Consider the following 18,911-nt stretch of genomic DNA (forward strand, 5'->3'; position numbering starts at 1 on the left):
GCCCGCACCGCCAGGACAGCCAGTGGGCACACGAGCGCATCCCGATCCCCGACCAGCCGCGACGGCGGTCGAACGCGGCGAGCAGACCGAGCCAGCAGTTTACGCGATCATGGCTGCATTCGTTGGAGTATTGACCGGACGGCGGCGGACGGTCCGTTTCCGCAGGTCACGCGGCCCGTCCGCCGGTCGGTGCGCTCCGGCTATCCGGCCGCTTCCGTCTGGACGTAGCCGGCCAGCACGCTTTCGATGCGGTCGACCAACAGGAAGTCGAGGTCGGTGATCCGCTGCCCGGCGCTGTAGGTGGTGAGGCTGAACGTCAGCTCGCCCCAGTGCAGTTCGACGTCCGGGTGGTGCTCCAGTTCCTTCGCGGACTCGGCCACCGCGCCGAGAGCTTGGATCGCGGCGTAGTACTCCACGGGGAACGTCTTGTGGATCTCCTCGCGGTCGGTGGCCTTCACCCATCCGTCGAGTGCGGCGAGACGTCGGGTGACCTCGTCGGCCGGAAGCGGGTCGCGCAGTCCCATGCTCGTTGTCCCTTCCTACAGCGTCGCCAGCAGAGCTTTGACCTGCCGTCCGGTCTCATGGTCATGCCACGGCGTGAGGTGGCGCCAAACTCCGTGGAGTTCCTGCCGTAGCCGCGCCGAACTCGTCTCCTGAGCGACGGTGACGGCGTGCGTCACAGCGTCCGCGGCGGCGTCCGGATTCCCGGCCTGAGCGTGCGCGGTGGCCTGCCGCGCCCGGTAGACGCCCTTGTCCCGGCGGGCGGTGGTGGGTAGGGCTGAGATGACCTGCTCCCACAGGGGCAGGGCTTCGCGGCCGAGGCCGAGGCGGTTGTAGCAGGTGGCCCGCTGGACCTCGATGTAGCCGGGGGTGCGTCGGCAGGCGTTGAACCACGGGTAGTCGTCATCGACGCGGGAGAGCAGCGCGGCGGCCTTGTCGAGGGCGTAGTCAGCGCCGCGCCGGTCGCCGATGAGCGCGTAGCCGTGGGCGGTCTGCTGCATCGCCTGTACCCGGACCTTCGCGCAGAGACTGTCCTCATCGGCCAGTGCGGCGCTGGTGAGGTCGAGGGCGCCCGGCCCGTCCTGCTGGTCGGTGCAGATCATCGCCTTGTTGGTCAGCGCGTGCCGCACGAGTTGGGTGTCTCCCACCCGGTGGGCGAGTTCGAGTGCCTGGTTCGCCCACTGCGACGCGGTCGCCAGGTCTCCGGCGTCCTGGTAAAGCCAGGTCGTCAGACCCGCGTAGGCGACGCTGGTACGCAGCAGGGCCTGCCGTTCGGGGCCCCGAGCGACCCGTAGGAACTGCCGGATCAGTTCCTGCTGCACGAGCACCGACGGGATCACGGTGTGGGGGCCGAGTGCGGCGTCGGCGCGGTAGTAGCCGTCAAGCTGGGCGGCCAGGTGCTCGATGGCCTCGGGCGCGACCTGCTGATACGACGCCAGGGGCATGACCTTGCCCCCGACCAGGAATCCCGCGCCGCTTCCGGCGAGGAAGGTGCGCCGGTCGATGGCCACGATGACCACCTCCCCTACATCGGCGATGACCCGGTACTGATCAACCGGCGGAGTCGCACTACTCTCGCCCGGCGCTTCGGCAACGCCGGGAAACTCCGGCACGGCCGATGATCTGGCTTCGGTGCCGGTCCGGGACGGCTGACCGGCGCGTGGTCGTGGCAGCTTGAACCACAGCAGATCTTCCGGGATGCGCAGAGCTTCGGCCCATCGGATGAGCTTCGTGAGATCGGTGATCGGATCTCCCGATTCGATTCTGCTCAGCCGCGTCTGCGTGATGCCCATCCACCCGGCGACCGTCTCCTGAGACAGGGCAACCGGGTGGTGGGGATGGTTGCGGTAGGCCGTGATCACCCGGCCGAGGTGACGCTCATCGAGGGCGTCCCGGAGTTGATCGGAAGCGTCCCAGAATCCGGCCGGTACCTGCGGTGCGCCAGTGCCGAGGTTGCGCGCCTGACGCTGACAGGGTCCGCACGATCCCCGGTCGTTGTCGCGAGCAAGGCGGGTTCCGCACCGACAGTAGCGAGAATCGCCGTCGTGGTCGCTCATCGCAAGGGCGCCCCTTCGTGACCTCCCAGGCCCGGATCTTGCCTGCGTAGTCTATCCACCACGGTCGGTCGCCTATGCGCCCGGCGCATGCCGGTCATGCGTGCCCGTTCTAGTGATCACGAGTCTTTGATCCCAGGCTTGCGTCAGGCCCCGGGGCCGGGTCGAGAAAGCCGCACACCAGCATGCCGCGGTGCGCTCCTCGGCCTCGGGTGCCGCTCCACGCGATACCCCGGGCGAAAGAAAGGGCAGGAAGTGGAACGCATGAACGGCGGCCGTTCGGGCGCACCGAAACTCGGCGCCGATCTCCCGCTGAGACTTTTGAATTTGCAGGGTGACGTCGCCGTGACCGCGATGGAGGAACTGGAAGGCAGGCTCCTCGGCTACCGAGACCGCCTGCCCGTCGAACCCCTCGAATACGCCGCGCTGATGGAGCGAGCCGAAAACGCCACGGAGGAAGTCAGGTGGATCAAGGACCAGCTAGCAAAGATCACCGGCCGAGAGGAAGGACGTTCGGCGAAGCCGTAGCCCAACGCATCCGACCCTACGCCGTCCTGAACGGCTACGGTGTTCAGGTCGCGATCTTCGCCACCTGGAACGAAGCCCACATCTGGGCCCACGAGAAACTGCAAGACCCCAACGTTATTCTCCCGCTAGAGGTGGAAGACCGAACACAGAGAATCACTCGACGAATCACGCGCGAGACATGCGAACTCATCGCGTGGACCATCTTCACAAAGGCTGGCGGATGCGAGCCGATGGATGGCGACGCAATATTAGACCGATGACTATAGGGTGTCGGCTTCTACTGAGATCTCAGTTAGTCCAGCCGGTACAGTTCGCACTCGTCGATCCACCGGGCAAGGATACTGAAGGYTGCGAGGTACTCTAGGCAGTGCTCCTTGCTCCAGGGTACATGCTGCTCATGCGCCGCGATGTTTCTGATTCCCGCATAGCACCCCTGCGAGAAGAATCGCGCCCCTCGCATGCGGTTTCCCCAAGTTGGGGTCTTTTGATCGCCCGGGAATCGCAGGCGCGGGGCTCCCGGCTTTGGCTCATTGTCGCTCAGCAGGTCCTGAATGAGCTTGTCGTCAGCGATGTCGAACCGTCGCGACTTAGCCTGCGTTTGACCCGAGACGCTACGGCCTGCTTGTTCTACCGCTTGGCGGAAGTGTCCACCCTCCCAAAGGTCTACCAACGCCAAATCGTAGATCCAGGGATGCAGCTGAAAGGCGCCGAGATCTACGAGTAGTTGAGAGCCGTGGCCGGTGGCGCGAGGCGTAGTAAGGTAAACTTCGTCGGATCTAAACTGTGATCTGGAAGCTATTTTCGCACCGGTATCGATTGTCGCCACCCCGAAAGACCCGGAAGGGATCTGCGGGCCATGCCGCTGTCGCGCCATCCTGCCTGCCATCCCGCRCACGCTCAGACCTAGCCATCGAAGAAAAATGGGAGTTAGTCCAAAAACTATTGTTGCGGCGATCGCATTTCCCCAGCGGGCCCCCGGAGAGGCAGTCGAGTAGCTATCCCCATAGAATATGATGAAAAAACTCGCAACCCCCAGGCCTACTGAAATCCAGAATATTGTCGGCCTTGTGCGTAGAAACGATATAATGCGTTCCGCCATTGTCTGGTCAGTGCTCCCTGGGTGCCTGGTGTGGGCGTAGTGTGTCACACTCCCGATCTGGTCCGATCCTCTTGGTGAACAGCAAATGCCAGAAGGTGATGAGGCGGATGCTGGGTGAGATGTGCACCCTGTCCGTCGAAGCGGGCCAGGTGTCGCGGATGACGCCGGCTCTGATCTTGACCTGAACGCCCCTGGCGTTGCTGCCACATCGGCTTCGACTGCCCGGATGTTGCTGAACGCCCTCACGGGTCCTGATTCCTCTGCTAGGCCTAGCAGGCGGGTCTGCTAGGCCTAGCAGCTTGTCTAGCGGCCGACAGGGGCTGTGAACTGGGCTCTAGCGTCCTAGCGGCTGTCTGGTCGCTTGCCCTGAAACGCGAAAAGGAGCGCCCTGGGGCGCCCCTTCCGGTCTGCTAGACGATCTACGGTGTGGGGTGGGTGATGTCGTTGAGGTGGCGTCCGTACAGGCGGTAGATGCGGGCGTCGAGGATGGTGCGGAAGTCGGCTTCGGCCAGCGTCGGGGGGTCGGTGGTGGTGTCGACGGTGGGTGTCCAGCCGATGGGGCCGTCGGTGCTGGGATGGGCCGGACGCCGCGCCGGTGTGGGGATGGGGCCGAAGGTCAGGATGACGGTCGGGTCGGTGGGTTCTGCGGGTCGGTGGTCGAGGTAGACGACGCGGGGCAGGGTTGCGGTGACGTCGATGAGGTCGTGGAGGTCGGCGCCGGGGGTGAGGGTGAGTTCGTAGAGTCCCCGGTCGGTGCGGCGGACGGAGACGAAGCGTTGGCCGTCGAACGGGTTGCGCCAGGGGCCGTGGTCGGGGGGCTGAATACTGGGCACAGGGTCACGTCTCCTGTCGGTGGCAGGGGTGTGGTCCAGGTCCGGGGACGGTGTGCCAGCACTGACCTCGGACCGCTGCGTGGACCTCTTGGGGTAGGGCAACCCCAATAGTAGGTGGCTGTTTGGGGTTGGGCTATACCATCGCGGCCGTGACCGACGAATCGCTGTGGACGACCGGCGACATCGCCAAGGAGCTTGGGGTCACGACAGAGCGGGCGCGTCAGCTCTCGCACCGGCCGGACTTCCCGGCGCCGGTGCAGACCGTCCGGCACTTCCGGCTGTGGCGCCCGTCGGACGTTCAGGAGTGGATCGCCCGGCGTCGGCCTGCCCCTGACGATGGCACGTGATCTGTGGCCTGAGGTCCGACCGTCGGTCGTCGCCCGTCGGAACCTCCTGTCCCCGGAGAGCTGGCGGACAGTGACGAACGAGGCTGCGTTGGGCGCGGGTCGGTGGTGCTTGCTGCAAGCGGCGCGGCTGCTTGCGTAAGCACCCCTGTAAAGCGGGTGAAACCGGCTTTGATCTGGGTATTTTCGCGTAAGCGGCCAAGCCGGCGGAATCGCGAGAACCGGCGAAAACCAGCCTCGAGCCCCCTTCCCACGTCCGACTGCAAACCGTCTGGAGATCAGACGTCCGCCACGCGGTCGATCACCGAAAGTAGCCGGCGGGGTGGCCGTGCGGTGGATCTGGGGACGGTCTCGGCGCGTTCGCGGGCAGTGGCCCCGTGGATGTCCGTACCGGTCGCGCATGGTTGCCACGGTCATCACGTGATGATCGGTGCGGGTTGCGGCGGACCGGTTCTCGGCCACGGTGCGCCCGGCGACGGTGCGCGGTTTGTTGGTCGGCTGGTGCCGAGGCCTCGGGGGGTGCGCGTCGTGGTCACTTCGGCCGGTGCGCACGACTATTCCGATTACGAATCGTAATGGTCGGTGCGTCGTCGGGAGCACGAGTTGTTAGCGGCAGGGGTGCTAACTGTTAGCACCACCGTTAGCGGGCCATAGTGCTTCTGAGCTGGGACTTAGCGTGTTAGCGGGTGCCTCGTCGGATCCGCGAAAAGCCGCCGAAACGCGCGTCTGACCCCTCCTCGTGCCGGGCCGCGTGCGGCAGGCCGGTCCGACCCTCCCGCTTGCGATAGTTACTTAGAGTGATCGATTGTCAAAGTTGTCGATGGGCGCGACCATCGGCCGGGCGGGCCGCCGGTGGTAGCGGTAGCGGCAATGCCGCCCGGCGCACCCCCATCTACAGCCGATCACGGCCGGTCGGCGGTGCCGGCCGCTACCCGCTACCTTCGCCGATGTCCGCAGGTCAGACCCGGTCCGACCGGTAGCGCCACGGGTAGCGCCACCGCTACCCGTGGCGGCCAGCGCGCTACCTCACTTGTCGAGCGTCGCCGTATCTGGTCTTGTGTCAGTGGTGGTGGCCTGTAGCTGGCCTTACGTCATCCGGTCCGGCCTGGGGTGGCCCGCCAAGTGTCCGTTCCCACTGATCACGGCGACCCGGGCCTGGCGTCGGGGGCGGCGCACAGCGTCGACGGGATGGGCGTAGACAATGGCGCGATGCCCGATGATGAGTCACGACCAGTCTGGCCGACCAATGCGGCGGGAGAGACCTACGGCTCGGCAGTGCCGGCCGTGAAGCTCGGCCTGCCTCAAAGCGACTGGCCGGACCTGATCTCGGCTGGGCTCAGGGACGGGAAGCGCGGCTACATCAGGCGGACCGAAATGGAAGCTGCGCGCGGTACCTATCTGACCCCCGCCGAATTCGCCGAATTCAGCAAGAAGGCCGCGGCACGGCGTGCGGCTGGCGAGCGAACCCTGATCCCGGTCTACGAGCAGGACGGCGTGACCGTCATCGGCACCTTCGTCATGGGCTCCGCCCCAACCGCCGAACCTGCCCGGCCAGCGTCGCCAGGGCGGCCTGGGGGTGTGCGGCGCGCCGCCGCTCCAGCCAGCGACGCTCCAGTCGCGTGGTTCCTCGGCGCAGAGCCCGACCGGATGACGGGGCCCCATCCCGACACCGACAACACGAACGACTGAACCCGGCTCACAGCGCCCCTGCAGGCCAGTTCAAACATCGCCTGACACTCACCGGGCCACGCCGCCACGGCGGACGGATAGCCCCGGGTCCGCCGGTGGCCGGACTCCGCGCCCGGAAATGGGATTAATTCAAGGTCACCATTCGTTGTAATAAGTAGGAGGTGCTGTCGGTCAGGGTTGATCGGCGTTCTCCGGTTCTGGACCCGCCCGCCCGGCAGCACCTGCCCGGCGGGCGGTGGCGTGTCTGCCCCGTTTCGCCGTTCTGGAGGCCATCACGGTCGCGTCGCCCGACCTCGCCTGCACACGCACGACACGACGGACCCGTACCCGGAAACGCAACAGCCGCGCCGTTACCGGCGCGGCTGCCACGACCACGATCCCCGCTCAGCGGACACCCGACCCGGCGCCCACCCCCGGCACGGACGACGCCCGGGAACGATGGCTCACCGAGACACTCGCCCGTGCACCGGACTTACCCGCGCCGGTGCGGGCCCGGATCGCGCGCATCCTGCACGACCCGCCCGCCGACGACTAATCCTGACCGGCGGCCTCGGTCTCGTGCTGCCGCCAGTGCACCGTCACCCGGTTGGGGTCGAACGGCTTACGTCCCGACCGGGTCGGTGCGACCTCGATCCGGTCGACCAGCAGCGTGAGGATCGACCGGCGCCGCATCAGGTCACCCGACTCCCACGCGGCGATCGCGTCCGGGCCGGGCAGGACAACCCGCCGCAGGGCCTCCTGCTCGGCCTGCCGACGCAGGTCGTTGCGTTCCGTCTCCGCGGCGCGGTGCGCGCTGCCGTAAGCCTCATCCGACAGCTCCCCGCGCGCCCACATCCCGGCCAGCCGGTCCATCCGCGACCCCAGCTCCGCGAGCTTCGCCGCGCTGGTCGACGGACCCTCCTCGGCCGTGTACTCGGCGTACTCCCGCAACCGGCGTCCGATCAGGTCAGTCAGCAGGTCTTCGACCGGCCGTACCGGTACGTGAACCTTCGTGGAGCAGGAGTCGCCGATGACCGAGCACCGGAACGCATCCGGCCGCCGGCTGCTGGTGGTGCTGCGCATCCGGGTGCCGCAGGTCGCGCAGACCATGAACCCGGCCAGGAGCTGCTTCACCTCGTTGCCGGGCACGATCCGGCGGGCCGCCCGCTCCTCGATGGTGGCCTTCAACGCCTGCCACTCCTCCACCGGCAGGATCGGCTCCCAATCGCCCGGGGCCACGATGTTGTCGTAGCCCTTGAAGCTGCGCAGACCCGCGATACCCGGCCGGACCAGCATCCGCCCCAGCACCGGGCCGTCCCACCACTTCCGACCTTGCGCGGTCGGCACCCCGCGCCGGTTGAGGTCCATCGCGACCGCGTGCACCGACTCGCCGCGCATCACCCGGCGGGCCACTTCCCGCAGGATCTCGGCTTCCTCCGGCTGGATCAGCCAGGTCACCACGATCTCATCGCCGATGATCTCGCGCTTGCGCTGATAGCCGTACGGGCGCTTCCCGCCAGCGAATCGGCCCTGGTTCGCCATCCGGACGTGCGCGCGGGTCACCCGCGCCGAGATCTTCTCCGACTCGTTGGTGTCCTTCACCCCATCCGAGTCGAACTGGCCCCGGCCGACCTCACTGGCGAAGTCGTAGACCGTCCCGTCGGTCGTGTAGACCTTGCCGTGCACCGACTCCATCAGGTCGATGAACTCTGCCCGCTGGAGACGCTGGCGGACGAGACGGCTGCCCCGGACACAGCCCACAGCCGTCCACCTGCCCGCCCGGATGTCCCGGATCAGCCGGTTGTACTCCGGGCGCTCAGCGTCCTTGTTGAACGCGGAGATGTCGTTGTCCTCGTAGACCTCACCCAACACCAGGCCGGGGGTCCGCTCGATGAGGTCGATGACGTCCGAGGTCTGGTCACTGACCCCGTGCCGCTTGCCGTACCGGTCATAGGAGATCCGGACGTAGACCGCGACCGGGACGTCACCGGACATGTGCGGAGTGTACGACGCTGTGGGCCCGTAGATGGCGGGCATGATCGTGCGCATAGCCAGGCGCAGGTCGCGGCCGCGATCCGGCCCGCCCACTGGCAGATCGCGGTCTCCAGCTCCGTGATCGGGACGTCCTCCGGGTCCGCCGAGGAACCAGCAGCGTCCGCAGCGGCATCGGCGTCCGCAGCGGCGGTGGGGGTGGGGGTGTCGTAGGGAGGAACACCAGCAGCGTCGATCATGAAGTCACCGGGCCAGGGGTGTCGTCGACCAGTCGGACCCGCGCATCGTCACACCAGCCACCGACAGTTCTCACAACTCCGGCCCAACTCGACTCCGGCCGTGGCGACGGCGGCCCGGCCGCGACCACCGTGACGGGCGTGGGGCGGTTCAGCGGAACCGTCTCGACGCGCCCGAGCACCGGGGCTGGCCGGCGGAAGCGGCACCGGCCATCGGCTCCGGGACGTGCCGAGGTGCTGTTCCGACGGCGTTGTTCCCAGACTGCGGCCGGTTCGGATCTCACTGCGCGAAGGAGATACCGCCGTTGAGTGGATAGGTCTGGCCCGTGATCCAGGAAGCCTGCGAGCTCGCGAGGAACACCGCCAGCGCGGCGACGTCCTCGGGCAGGCCGGGGCGCCGGATGGCGTAGCGGGCCATCAGCTTCCCGGCCGTCGGGTTGTCGGGGTCGGACCAGGTCTGTTCGGTCACCGGCGTGCGCATGGTGCCCAGTGAGATGTTGTTGACGGTGATGCCGTGGCGGCCGTTCTCCAGCGCGAGGGCCCGCGTGAGCCCGGCGGCACCCGCCTTCGCCGTGGCGTAGGCGGCCATGTTGGCCTCGCCGGTGCGGCCCGAGTCCGAGATGATCGTGATCACCCGGCCGAAGCCTCTGGCAATCATCGCCGGCAGTGCGGCCCGGCAACAGTGCAGGACTCCGTAGAGGTTCACCCGCAGGAACGGCTCCCAGTGCGCGGGTTCGGTGTCGACGAACCTCGCCAGGCCCGACCAGCTTTCCGCCCCCGCGTTCCCGGCGTTGTTCACCAGGACGTCCACCCCCGCGAGCGCGTCGACAGCCGCGGTGACGGCCGCGTAGTCGGTGACGTCGAACGGGCTCCCGAGCGCACTGCCACCGGCCGCCGCGATCTCGTCGACGACCTCGGCTACGCGCTCGGGCCGAAGGTCGTTCACGACGACCTCGGCGCCCGCGGCGGCGAAACCGAGGGCGATTCCCCGGCCCACGCCCTGGCCGGCGCCGGTGACGAGTGCCCGGCGGCCGGTGAGATCAAGCTCCATCGTCATGGGATGATGTTTCCCCAGTCGCTCAGGCCGGTGCCGTGCGGCGCACGTTGCGGCTGACGGGATGGCCGATGTCGCGCGGGCCGAGCAGGCCGGGCCGGGCGGCGCAGACCGCCGGGATGGCGTTCACGAGCGGCATGGCCGTGCTCTTCCCGGCCATGACGAGCCCGCCGCGCATAAGGCTGCTGCTCGGGTCGCTCGGGCCGCCTGCGTCGGATCCGTGCGGACGGCTCGACACCTGGTGCTCGAGGGTGAACGACGGGCGGCCTTCGACCTCGATCCGGAACGCGAACACCTCCGGGCCGAAGGGGGCCTTCCACTGCGGGCCGGCGCCCATGCCGACCCGGTCGACGTGCTCGACGACCGCGACCGGACGTCCGCCGTTGAGCGCCTGCAGCTCGAATCGGATGACGGAGGCGGTGCCGGCCCGGACGACACCGAACCCGGTCGTCACGTCGTGGTCGAGCGAGTCGGACTCGTAGACGATGTTCCAGTCCTCGATCTCGACGCCCATCGCGTCGCAGAGCTCCTTCAGGGTCGGCTCCCACATCTGGCGCAGGAAGCCACCCTTGACGAGGATCGGCTCGAAGTCGGGGGGCTGGCCGAACCCGAAGTACTCCCGGCAGACGTACTCCGCCGTGTAACCGCCCCAGTAGCCGAGCTCGCAGACCCGGATGCACTCGACCTCGTCGGCCATCCGTAACGCGGCGAGGGCCAGGTCCGTGGTCGCCCAGCCCGGGTCCGAGCCGGAGAAGTAGGCGCTGCTGTTCCCCCGGGCGCAGGCGTCGTGGACGTGGGCGAACCGCGCCGGCACGTCGGCGGGGTAGCCCCAGGCGAAGATCGAGGCGGTGACGGCGTTGACGCCCGCTTCGAGGAAGCGGCACACGTCGTTCGCCGCGTCGACCTCACGCCCGATGCTGTCGCTCTGGTACGACAGGCAGTCCGGCGCCAGGTCGAGGAGCTCGTCCCAGTCGTTGGTGGCGATGACACCGGTCGCGGGGCGCCTGACGAACTCGCCGGCATCTTTGCCGATCTTCTCCGGGGACTGGACGAACATGCCCACCAGTTCGAGGTCCGGGTGGTTGAGAATGCCGTCCAGCGTTGCTCGGCCGATCAGTCCCGTGCCGCTGTGAACCACCCGAAGCGTCACCATGCCTCCTCCGTCGAACTCCAGGAGCGAGAGCCTAGTAAATATTTAGATGTTTTGTAAGTCCCCCGTGTTACTCGCCTTTCCAGGTGGGTGGGCGGCGTTCGAAGAAGGCCGCCAGGCCCTCGGTGAGGTCGGCCGTCTTCAGCAGCTCGGCGTGGGTGGCGTCGCTGTACTCCCAGCTTGCGGACTCGTCGGGCGTGACCTCCCGGTGGGCGGTGCCGAGGGCGGCGCGGACGGCCAGTGGCGCGTTCGCGACGATCCGCTCGGCGAGGGCGAGCGCGCCGTCCAGGGCGGCGCCGGGCTCGGTGAGGTGGTTGACGAAGCCGAGCCGTTCGGCGCGTTCGGCGGTGAGGTTGTCGCCGGTGGCGAGCATCTCGTTGGCGATGTTGCGGGGCAGTACCCGGGTGACCCGGAACGCGCCGCCGAAGTCGGGCATCAGCCCGCGCTTGACCTCGGGGAGCCCGAACTGGGCGGTGCGGGCGGCGACGACCATGTCGCAGCACAGCACGAGCTCGACCCCGCCGCCCAGCGCCAGCCCCTCGACCGCGGCGATCATCGGCTTGACCCGCCGGCGGTGGATGATCCCGACGAGCCCGCCGCGTTCGGTGGGCTCACCCGGACCGGTGGCGAGATCCGCACCCGCGGAGAACATCCTGGGGCCGCCGGTGAGAATGCCGACCCACAGGTCGGGGTCGTCCTCCAGCTCGTTCATGGCCTGGTCGATACCGGCGGTGACCTCGGCGTTGAGCGCGTTGCGCTTGTGCTCCCGGTCGATCCGGATGATCAGGACCCGGCCGTGCCTGCTGGTCACGACACTCACTGCGCCACCGCCTTCAGAGCCGATGTCATCGAATATTCGAAATCCAACCTTCGGATCGTCGAAAACTTACGATGGTCGCGGGTGGGGGTCAAGCCGGGCAGGAGGTCAGATGGCTGGTTCCGGTGCGGGAGCGGGCGCGGACGGTGTGGGCGCGGACGGTGTCTGCGTGGCGGTGCGGGAGCGGCGGGCGCTGGAGGCCGACGGGGATGACGAGCGCTTCGACGCCGGCTTCGAGGCGGAGGCGGGGGGCGTGGCCGCCGCGGTGTCCTCATCCGTGGCGTTGTTGTCCTCCACCGCTGTCCAGGCCGTGTCGAGCCGGCCTGAGCGGGGCGCGTCGACGACCTGGCCGTAGCCCGCGTATTCGTCGAGCACGGCCGCCATCTCGTCTCGGCACTCGTCGCACAGGTCGAGCCGGACGAGCTTGCCGTCGTAGGCCAGTGCCACCGACCTCTTCGCGGCGGCCTTGTCCGTGGGGTGGCGGCCGGTGTTGTCGCACCAGATGTTGATGATCGAGATCACTTCCCGCACCATCGGTATCCCTCCCGTTGTCTCTGCCTGCCCCCGGCGGGCGTTGCCGTGGCGCGCGGCGGCCTGCTGACCGCCTCGTTCACGGCGAGCAGTGATCATGACGGGCCGAACAATACTCCCCGGCTGCGACAAGTCGGGACGTCGCACGAAGGCGGCGACGAGAGCGGGAGACGGCAGGCGCCGAACATCAGGCGCCGGGTGCCGGACGAGGTGTGGTGGTCAGTTGCCGGTGCCGGTGCCCAGGCCGTTGAGGACGAGGTCGGTCAGCTCGCGGTAGGCGTCCGCATGGTTGAGGCCGGTCGCCGCCGCGATGTCGCCGCGCTGGATCGCCGTCATCACCTGGGTGACGGCCGCGCCGACGAACGCCGCGTGGGCCGGGCGCAGGACCCCGGCGGCGACACCTTCGTCCACGAGCTCGCGCACCCGGCGGGCCGCGTGGACGGTGTTCTCCTGGTAGACCGCGTCGGCGGGCGCGAAGGCGGTGAGGTCGGCGTAGAACGCCTCCGACGCCGGTTTCAGCTCGGCGCTCACGCCGAGCAGGTAGCCGCGCAGCCTTCGCACCGGATCGTCGGAGGCGGCGACGAGCGTCTCGATGCGTTCCGCCGCGGTGCGGAAGTAGTGCCGGACGGTGGCGACGACGATCTGCTCCTTGCTGCCCGCCACCAGATAGAGCGTGGTCTTGGAGCAGTGGAGGCGTTCGGCGAGCATCGCGAGGCTGAAGGCCGAGAACCCCTCGCGCAGGAACAGCGTCGTCAGCTCCGCGAGCAGCTCCTGCCGGCGGAGGTCGGTGCGCGCGGGCGGCAGCGCCCGCATCCGATCCGCCATCACCGCAGCGTACCAGGTGCCGGGTACCAGAATGGGTACCGTGGTACCGTCACAGGTATCGAGCGGTGCCGCGGAACCGCCCGATGCCGAGGCGTCCCCGTCGGGTGGCCGCTGCCAGGTAGATCGACCGATTAGCCCTGAGGTGACCATGCCCAATCGTCCGGTCGTGCCCACCGCCGAGGCCGCGGAGCTGATCCGTCTCGCCCGCGACCTGGCCGAGCGTGAGCTCGCCCCCCGCGTGGCCGACGCCGAGCGGGACGCCAGCTTCCCCCGGGACCTGTTCCGCCTGCTCGGCGGTGCCGGGCTGCTCAGCCTGCCCTACGCCGAGAAGTACGGCGGCGGTGGTCAGCCGTACGAGGTCTACCTGCAGGCGCTCGAGGAGATCGGCGCCGTCTGGGCGAGCGTCGGGGTCGGCGTGTCGGTGCATGCGCTGTCGTGCTTCCCGCTGGCCCACTTCGGCAGCGAGGAGCAGCGCGAGCGGTGGCTGCCGGAGATGCTCGGCGGCGACCTGCTCGGCGCATACTGCCTGTCCGAGCCGCACGCCGGCAGCGACCCGGCCGCGATGCGGACCCGTGCCGTCCGTGACGGCGACGACTACGTGATCAACGGCGCCAAGGCCTGGACGACCCACGGTGGCGACGCCGACTTCTACACCGTCATGGCGCGCACCAGCGACGAGCGGCGGGGGATCAGCTGCTTCCTCGTGCCGGCGGGCACGCCGGGCCTGTCCGCCGACCCGCCTGAGCACAAGATGGGCCTGACCGGCTCGAACACGGCCACGATGCGGTTCGACGCGGTGCGGGTGCCCGCCGAGCGCCGGATCGGCGCGGAGGGTGAGGGCCTGTCGATCGCGCTCGCCGGCCTGGACTCGGGGCGCCTGGGTATCGCCGCGGTGGCGACCGGGCTGGCCCAGGGCGCGCTCGACCACGCGGTGGCCTACGCGAAGGAACGGGAGGCCTTCGGCAAGGCGATCATCGACCATCAGGGCCTCGCCTTCCTCCTCGCCGACATGGCCGCGGCCGTCGGGTCCGCGCGCGCGACCACGCTGGCCGCCGCGCGGCTGCGTGACCTGGGCCTGCCGTTCGCCACCGAGGCGAGCATCGCCAAGCTGGTCGCGACGGACAACGCGATGAAGGTGACCACCGACGCGGTCCAGGTCCTCGGCGGCTACGGCTACACCCGCGACTTCCCGGTCGAGCGCTACATGCGGGAAGCCAAGGTGATGCAGATCTTCGAGGGAACGAACCAGATCCAGCGCATGGTGGTCGGCCGCGCGCTCGCGGCCGGTCGCCCCTCCACCGTCCACATCGCCGAACGCACATCCGGAGCCGCGCAATGAAGCTCACCGACACTGCCGCCATCGTCACCGGCGGCGCTTCCGGTCTGGGGGCGGCCACCGCCGCCGCTCTCGCCGAGAAGGGCGCGACCGTCTTCGCGCTCGACCTGCCGTCGTCCATCGAGAAGGCGCCGTCGGTCACCGGCGTCCAGTACCTCGGTGCCGACGTGACGGACCCCGCGCAGGTCACCGCGGCGGTGGAGGCGGCGGCAGGGGAGGGCCCGCCGCTGCGCACGGTGGTCAACTGCGCCGGGATCGGCCCCTCGCAGCGCATCCTCAGCAAGGGCAAGTCGCATGACATCGACCTGTTCGCCAAGATCATCCAGATCAACCTCGTCGGTACGTTCGCGGTGCTCTCCACGGCCGCGCGGGCGATCGCCACCACCGAGCCGGACGAGAACGGCCAGCGCGGGGTCGTCGTCAACACGGCCTCCATCGCCGCGTTCGAGGGCCAGATCGGGCAGGCCGCCTACGCCTCCTCGAAGGCGGGCGTGGTCGGGCTCACCATCGCGGCCGCGCGTGACCTCGCCCAGTACGGAATCCGGGTCTGCACCATCGCCCCGGGAATCGTGGAGACTCCGATGCTGGCCACGGTCTCGGACGAGTTCCGCGCCGGTCTCGCCGCGTCGGTGCCGTTTCCGAAGCGGCTCGCCCAGCCACATGAATACGCGCGGCTGGCGCTGTCGATCATCGACCAGGACTACCTCAACGGCGAGGTGATCCGCATGGACGGCGCACTGAGAATGGCTCCCCGCTGAGGCCGGAGAAGCCTGTCTCCCGCTGACGGGCGAGGCCGGGCCGGTGTCAGGCCGGGTCGGTGTCGCCCGCCAGTAGGCCGCCGTGGAGCAGCAGCAGGTACTGGTCCGCGACGACGTCGTGCCGGAGCCGGCCGCGTGGCCGGTACCACTGTACGGAGGTCCAGACGGCGTCCCGGATGAAACGGTAGGTCAGCTCCGGGTCGAGGCCGGTGCGGAAATCACCGACCTGCTGGCCGGCGACGATGACGCCGACCCACATCTTCTCGATCTCCAGGCTGATCTGGCCCACGAAACGGAATTCCGGCACGCCGGCGAGCGCGCCGGACTCCTTCTGGTAAAGCGCCACCGCGTGCGGCTGCTGATGGATGGTGGCGAAGCTCCCGCGCACCAGCTCGTCGAGCCTGGCCCGCGGTGGACGGTCCTGGGCGACGACCTCGGCGAAGCGGCCGCGCAGGTTCTCCATGAAATCACGGAGGATTTCCGCCAGCATCGCCTCCTTGGAGTCGAAGTGGTGGTAAAGGCTGCCGGAGAGGATTCCGGCCTCGTCGCCGATATCGCGCACCGTCGTCTGCGGGAAGCCCCGGGTCGCGAAGAGCTGTGCCGCTATCGCCAGGATCTCCGCGCGCCGGGCGGTCCCGGTGCCCTCGGAGACCGTGCGACGCCTGGTCCGCGGCTCCGGTCGGGTCGCGCTCACGAAGCCGATCCGTCCCTTCTGGTTCGGCTGGCGGAAAATGCTCGGTTCTCGCGGAGAAAGGCTCAGTGCTCGCGGAGAAAGGCTCAGTGCTCCGAGACCAGCGTGGCCGCGTTGGCTGTGAGGCGTTCGACGGCCTGACCGACCACCAGGTCGATCAGCTCCTGGCAGCTGGGCAGATCGTCGATCAGGCCCACGACCTGGCCGGAGGCCAGCATGCCAGCGCCGAGGTCGCCCTCGACGAGACCGGCGCGAAGTAGCATCGGCGTGTTGGCCGCGAGGACCAGCTGCGCCCATGAACGATCGCCGGCACGCTTCATCCGCCAGCCGTCGCGGACCAGCCCACCCCAGGATTGCCCGCTCAGGCGCCGGAACTGCCGGGTGCGGAGCAGCGTCGCCCAGAGTCGCCGGGCCGTACCGGTGTCCTCCAGGGATCGGATGAAGTCCGTGCGCAGCAGCCGGTGCGGCATGCCGTCGGCGCGGGTGGTGACGACGGTTCCGTCGAGGCCGTAGCTCAGGTAGTGGCGTTTGACCGGTTCGGGCACGGCGCTGTCGCTGGTCAGCAGGAAGCGGGTGCCCATCCCGATGCCGCAGGCGCCGTAGGAGAGCGCGGCGGCCAGCCCGCGGCCGTCGAAGTAGCCGCCGGCCGCGACGACCGGGATGTCGACCGCGTCCAGCACGGTCGGCAGGAGCAGCGTGGTCGGGACCGGCCCGGTGTGCCCGCCGCCCTCGCCGCCCTGGACCATCACCAGATCGGCGCCCCACGCGGCCACCTTCTTCGCGTGCCGCGCGGCGCCCACCGACGGCATGACCACGACGCCGTTCTCCCTGAGCCGGGCGATGAGTTCCGGCCTGGGCGCCAGCGCGAAGGACGCGACCCGTACGCCATGCCGGATGAGGAGGTCGACGCGTTCGGTGGCGTCACCGGCGTCGGCGCGGAGGTTGACGCCGAACGGTGCGTCGGTGCGTTCCCGGACCTTGCGGATGGCCTGGTCGAGCTCGTCCAGGGTCATCGTGGCCGACGCGAGGATGCCGAGGGCGCCGGCGCGGGCGACCGCGCTGACCAGGCGCGGCCCGGCGACCCAGCCCATGCCGGTCTGCACGACGGGATGGCGCACGCCGGTGAGGTCGGTCAGGGCGGTGCGCAGCCGCTGGGCGGTCATGCGCGCGGCATCCGGGCGTTGTCGACGAACTCGTCGCGGTGCTCGTCGGCGACACCGGCGAGGTTCAGCTCGAAGGTGAAGCCCTGCTCGAAGCGGTAGCTGCGGTTGACGTCGACCGGGTCGATGCCGTTGAGGGCCTCCTTGGCGGCCCGGATCACCCGGGGGTCCTTGGCGGCGATCTCGCGGGCGACGGTGAGGGCGGCGTCGTCGAGCTGGCCGCGGGGGACCACCTCCAGCACCGAGCCGTGCTGGACGAGGTCGGCGGCCCTGATGGTGCGGCTGGTGAAGTACAGGGTGCGCATCAGGTGCTGGGGCACCAGCCGGGCGAGATGGGTGGCCGCGCCGAGAGCGCCGCGGTCGACCTCGGGCACGCCGAAGTAGGCGTCGTCGCTGGCGACGACGGTGTCGCTGTTGCCGACCAGCCCGACGCCGCCGCCGAGGCAGAACCCGTGGACGGCCGCGATCACCGGGACGGGGCATTCGTAGACGGCCTTGAAGGCCGCGTGGCAGCCGCGGTTGGCGCCGATGAGGGCGTCGAAGCCGGCGGTCCGCTGCATCTGCTTGATGTCGACACCGGCGTTGAAGCCGCGGCCCTCCGCGCGCAGCACGACGACGCGGGCGTGGTGTGTCTCGGCGGCGGCCCGGAGGGCCTCGGCGACGTCGTACCAGCCCTGGACGGGCAGCGCGTTGACGGGCGGGAAGTTCATGGTGACGACGGCGATCGTGCCGTCCAGCAGGTTGGTCGTGATGCCCATGAGCGTCTTCCTAACCTAGCGATTGCTTGGTAGCGTAGCAGTGTCCGCCGCGGTGGGAAGGCCTGCGCGGCAAGGACTGCACGGCACGCATGGGGCCCGTGAGAACACCCGACGACGGCGGACGGGAGTGGCGCTGGCATGAGGGGCATTCAACGGTGAGCGGCATTCTCCGGGGCCGGGTCGCGATCGTGACGGGCGCCGGGCGGGGGCTCGGCCGCGAGCACGCGCTGGAGCTGGCYCGCCAGGGCGCGGCGGTCGTGGTGAACGACCTCGGCACCTCCGGTGCGGGTGAGGGCGCGTCGGCGGGCCCGGCCGAGGAGGTGGCGAACGCGATCAGGCTCGCCGGGGGCATCGCGGTCGCCAACAGTGCCGACGTGGCCGACTTCGCGGCGGCGCAGCGCCTGGTGCAGCAGGCGATCGACACCTTCGGGAGCCTGGACATCCTGGTCAACAACGCCGGGTTCGTGCGGGACCGGATGCTGGTGAACACCACCGAGGCGGAGTGGGAGGCGGTGCTGCGGGTCCACCTCACCGGGCATTTCGCGCCGCTGCGCCAGGCCGCGGCGTACTGGCGGGCCCAGGCAAAGGCCGGGCGGGTACGGGCGGCCAGGGTGATCAACACATCGTCCGGCGCGGGCCTGCAGGGCAGCGTCGGCCAGGGAACCTACTCCACGGCCAAGGCCGGGATCGCCGCGCTCACCCTGGTCGCCGCCGAGGAGCTGCGTCCGTACGGGGTGACGGTGAACGCCATCGCGCCGTCGGCGCGCACCCGGATGACCGAGGGGCCGTTCGCGCAGCGGATGGCCGCGCCCGCCGACGGTTTCGACGCCATGCATCCGGGCAACGTCTCCCCGGTGGTGGCCTGGCTCGCCAGCGTCGACGCCGCCGATGTCACCGGGCGCCTGATCGAGATCGAGGGTGGCCGGATCTGCGTCGAGGAGGGCTGGCGGCACGGGCCGGCGAAGGACCTCGGCGCGCGGTGGGACGCGGCCGCGGTCGGGGGCACGCTGCGCAGCCTGCTGGCGCAGGCCGCGCGCCCCGAGCCGGTCTACGGTGCCCGCGGATGAGGGCCCGCGG

Annotated in this window: 19 protein-coding genes; 7 read left to right on the top strand and 12 right to left on the bottom strand. The window is 69.4% G+C overall.

Annotation, left to right across the window (positions count from 1 at the left end; all coding sequences use genetic code 11):
* Positions 1-200: 200 nt before the first annotated feature.
* Together CcI49_RS19060 and CcI49_RS19065 are read right to left on the bottom strand one after the other, a co-directional pair.
* Positions 201-524: a 4a-hydroxytetrahydrobiopterin dehydratase gene (locus tag CcI49_RS19060; protein ID WP_076828241.1), complete on the bottom strand. Its 324-nt coding sequence runs from the start codon at positions 522-524 to the stop codon at positions 201-203.
* Positions 525-539: 15 nt separating this feature from the next.
* Positions 540-2,057 (bottom strand): helix-turn-helix transcriptional regulator, encoded by a 1,518-nt coding sequence (locus tag CcI49_RS19065; protein ID WP_076828243.1) that lies wholly within the window; start codon positions 2,055-2,057, stop codon positions 540-542.
* 252 nt (positions 2,058-2,309) lie between these two features.
* On the opposite strand from CcI49_RS19065, the gene CcI49_RS41595 reads away from it, so the two are divergent.
* Entirely contained in the window at positions 2,310-2,582 is a 273-nt protein-coding gene (locus CcI49_RS41595) for a hypothetical protein (protein ID WP_131831133.1), read from the top strand.
* A gap of 1,518 nt (positions 2,583-4,100) precedes the next feature.
* Here the strand turns inward: CcI49_RS41595 and CcI49_RS19080 are convergent.
* Positions 4,101-4,514 carry a hypothetical protein gene (locus CcI49_RS19080; protein ID WP_076828249.1) on the bottom strand — a complete coding sequence of 138 codons (414 nt, stop codon included), beginning with the start codon at positions 4,512-4,514 and terminating at the stop codon, positions 4,101-4,103.
* Positions 4,515-4,636: 122 nt separating this feature from the next.
* Between CcI49_RS19080 and CcI49_RS19085 the strand changes: the two genes are divergently transcribed.
* The 3 genes from CcI49_RS19085 (at position 4,637) to CcI49_RS19095 (ending at position 7,082) form a co-directional block, all read left to right on the top strand.
* Positions 4,637-4,861 (top strand): helix-turn-helix domain-containing protein, encoded by a 225-nt coding sequence (locus CcI49_RS19085; protein ID WP_241840137.1) that lies wholly within the window; start codon positions 4,637-4,639, stop codon positions 4,859-4,861.
* A 1,119-nt stretch (positions 4,862-5,980) separates the two neighbouring features.
* On the top strand, positions 5,981-6,547 hold the full coding sequence (locus tag CcI49_RS42600; protein WP_198955571.1) for a hypothetical protein: 567 nt from the start codon (positions 5,981-5,983) through the stop codon (positions 6,545-6,547).
* A gap of 235 nt (positions 6,548-6,782) precedes the next feature.
* Entirely contained in the window at positions 6,783-7,082 is a 300-nt protein-coding gene (locus CcI49_RS19095; protein ID WP_076828254.1) for a hypothetical protein, read from the top strand.
* Here the strand turns inward: CcI49_RS19095 and CcI49_RS19100 are convergent.
* The 6 genes from CcI49_RS19100 to CcI49_RS19125 form a co-directional block, all read right to left on the bottom strand.
* Positions 7,079-8,614, bottom strand: a complete 1,536-nt coding sequence (locus CcI49_RS19100) for a recombinase family protein (protein ID WP_083749599.1) — start codon at positions 8,612-8,614, stop codon at positions 7,079-7,081. The two genes, CcI49_RS19095 and CcI49_RS19100, sit on opposite strands and share 4 nt — an antisense overlap.
* 420 nt (positions 8,615-9,034) lie before the next feature.
* Positions 9,035-9,811 (bottom strand): SDR family NAD(P)-dependent oxidoreductase, encoded by a 777-nt coding sequence (locus CcI49_RS19105; RefSeq protein ID WP_054569905.1) that lies wholly within the window; start codon positions 9,809-9,811, stop codon positions 9,035-9,037.
* Positions 9,812-9,833: 22 nt separating this feature from the next.
* Positions 9,834-10,961, bottom strand: a complete 1,128-nt coding sequence (locus CcI49_RS19110) for a dihydrodipicolinate reductase (protein ID WP_241840138.1) — start codon at positions 10,959-10,961, stop codon at positions 9,834-9,836.
* Positions 10,962-11,028: 67 nt separating this feature from the next.
* A complete protein-coding gene (locus CcI49_RS19115; RefSeq protein WP_076828258.1) occupies positions 11,029-11,778 on the bottom strand; it encodes an enoyl-CoA hydratase-related protein in 750 nt (249 codons plus the stop codon).
* Positions 11,779-11,883: 105 nt separating this feature from the next.
* Entirely contained in the window at positions 11,884-12,309 is a 426-nt protein-coding gene (locus CcI49_RS19120; RefSeq protein WP_054569903.1) for a hypothetical protein, read from the bottom strand.
* A gap of 216 nt (positions 12,310-12,525) precedes the next feature.
* A complete protein-coding gene (locus CcI49_RS19125; protein WP_054569902.1) occupies positions 12,526-13,119 on the bottom strand; it encodes a TetR/AcrR family transcriptional regulator in 594 nt (197 codons plus the stop codon).
* A gap of 160 nt (positions 13,120-13,279) precedes the next feature.
* Here CcI49_RS19125 and CcI49_RS19130 point away from each other — a divergent pair, with 160 nt between their 5' ends.
* Positions 13,280-14,470, top strand: coding sequence for an acyl-CoA dehydrogenase family protein (locus CcI49_RS19130; RefSeq protein ID WP_076828551.1), 1,191 nt, complete (start codon positions 13,280-13,282; stop codon positions 14,468-14,470).
* Positions 14,467-15,225 (top strand): SDR family NAD(P)-dependent oxidoreductase, encoded by a 759-nt coding sequence (locus tag CcI49_RS19135; RefSeq protein WP_076828262.1) that lies wholly within the window; start codon positions 14,467-14,469, stop codon positions 15,223-15,225. The genes CcI49_RS19130 and CcI49_RS19135 overlap by 4 nt, the downstream gene beginning before the upstream one ends.
* A gap of 46 nt (positions 15,226-15,271) precedes the next feature.
* Here the strand turns inward: CcI49_RS19135 and CcI49_RS19140 are convergent, their stop codons facing one another.
* From CcI49_RS19140 to CcI49_RS19150, 3 genes are all read right to left on the bottom strand, one after another.
* Positions 15,272-15,919: a TetR/AcrR family transcriptional regulator gene (locus CcI49_RS19140; protein ID WP_076828265.1), complete on the bottom strand. Its 648-nt coding sequence runs from the start codon at positions 15,917-15,919 to the stop codon at positions 15,272-15,274.
* A gap of 83 nt (positions 15,920-16,002) precedes the next feature.
* Positions 16,003-17,079 (bottom strand): nitronate monooxygenase, encoded by a 1,077-nt coding sequence (locus CcI49_RS19145; RefSeq protein ID WP_076828267.1) that lies wholly within the window; start codon positions 17,077-17,079, stop codon positions 16,003-16,005.
* Complete coding sequence (locus tag CcI49_RS19150; RefSeq protein WP_076828269.1) at positions 17,076-17,834, bottom strand: enoyl-CoA hydratase family protein; 759 nt, start codon at positions 17,832-17,834, stop codon at positions 17,076-17,078. The genes CcI49_RS19145 and CcI49_RS19150 overlap by 4 nt, the downstream gene beginning before the upstream one ends.
* 155 nt (positions 17,835-17,989) lie before the next feature.
* On the opposite strand from CcI49_RS19150, the gene CcI49_RS19155 reads away from it, so the two are divergent.
* The gene (locus CcI49_RS19155) at positions 17,990-18,901 is read left to right on the top strand and encodes an SDR family oxidoreductase (RefSeq protein WP_076828270.1); all 912 of its coding nucleotides are present in this window, start codon (positions 17,990-17,992) and stop codon (positions 18,899-18,901) included.
* Positions 18,902-18,911: the final 10 nt, after the last annotated feature.

This window comes from Frankia sp. CcI49 (genome assembly GCF_001983215.1).
In the GTDB taxonomy this organism is placed as follows: Bacteria; Actinomycetota; Actinomycetes; order Frankiales; family Frankiaceae; genus Parafrankia; species Parafrankia irregularis.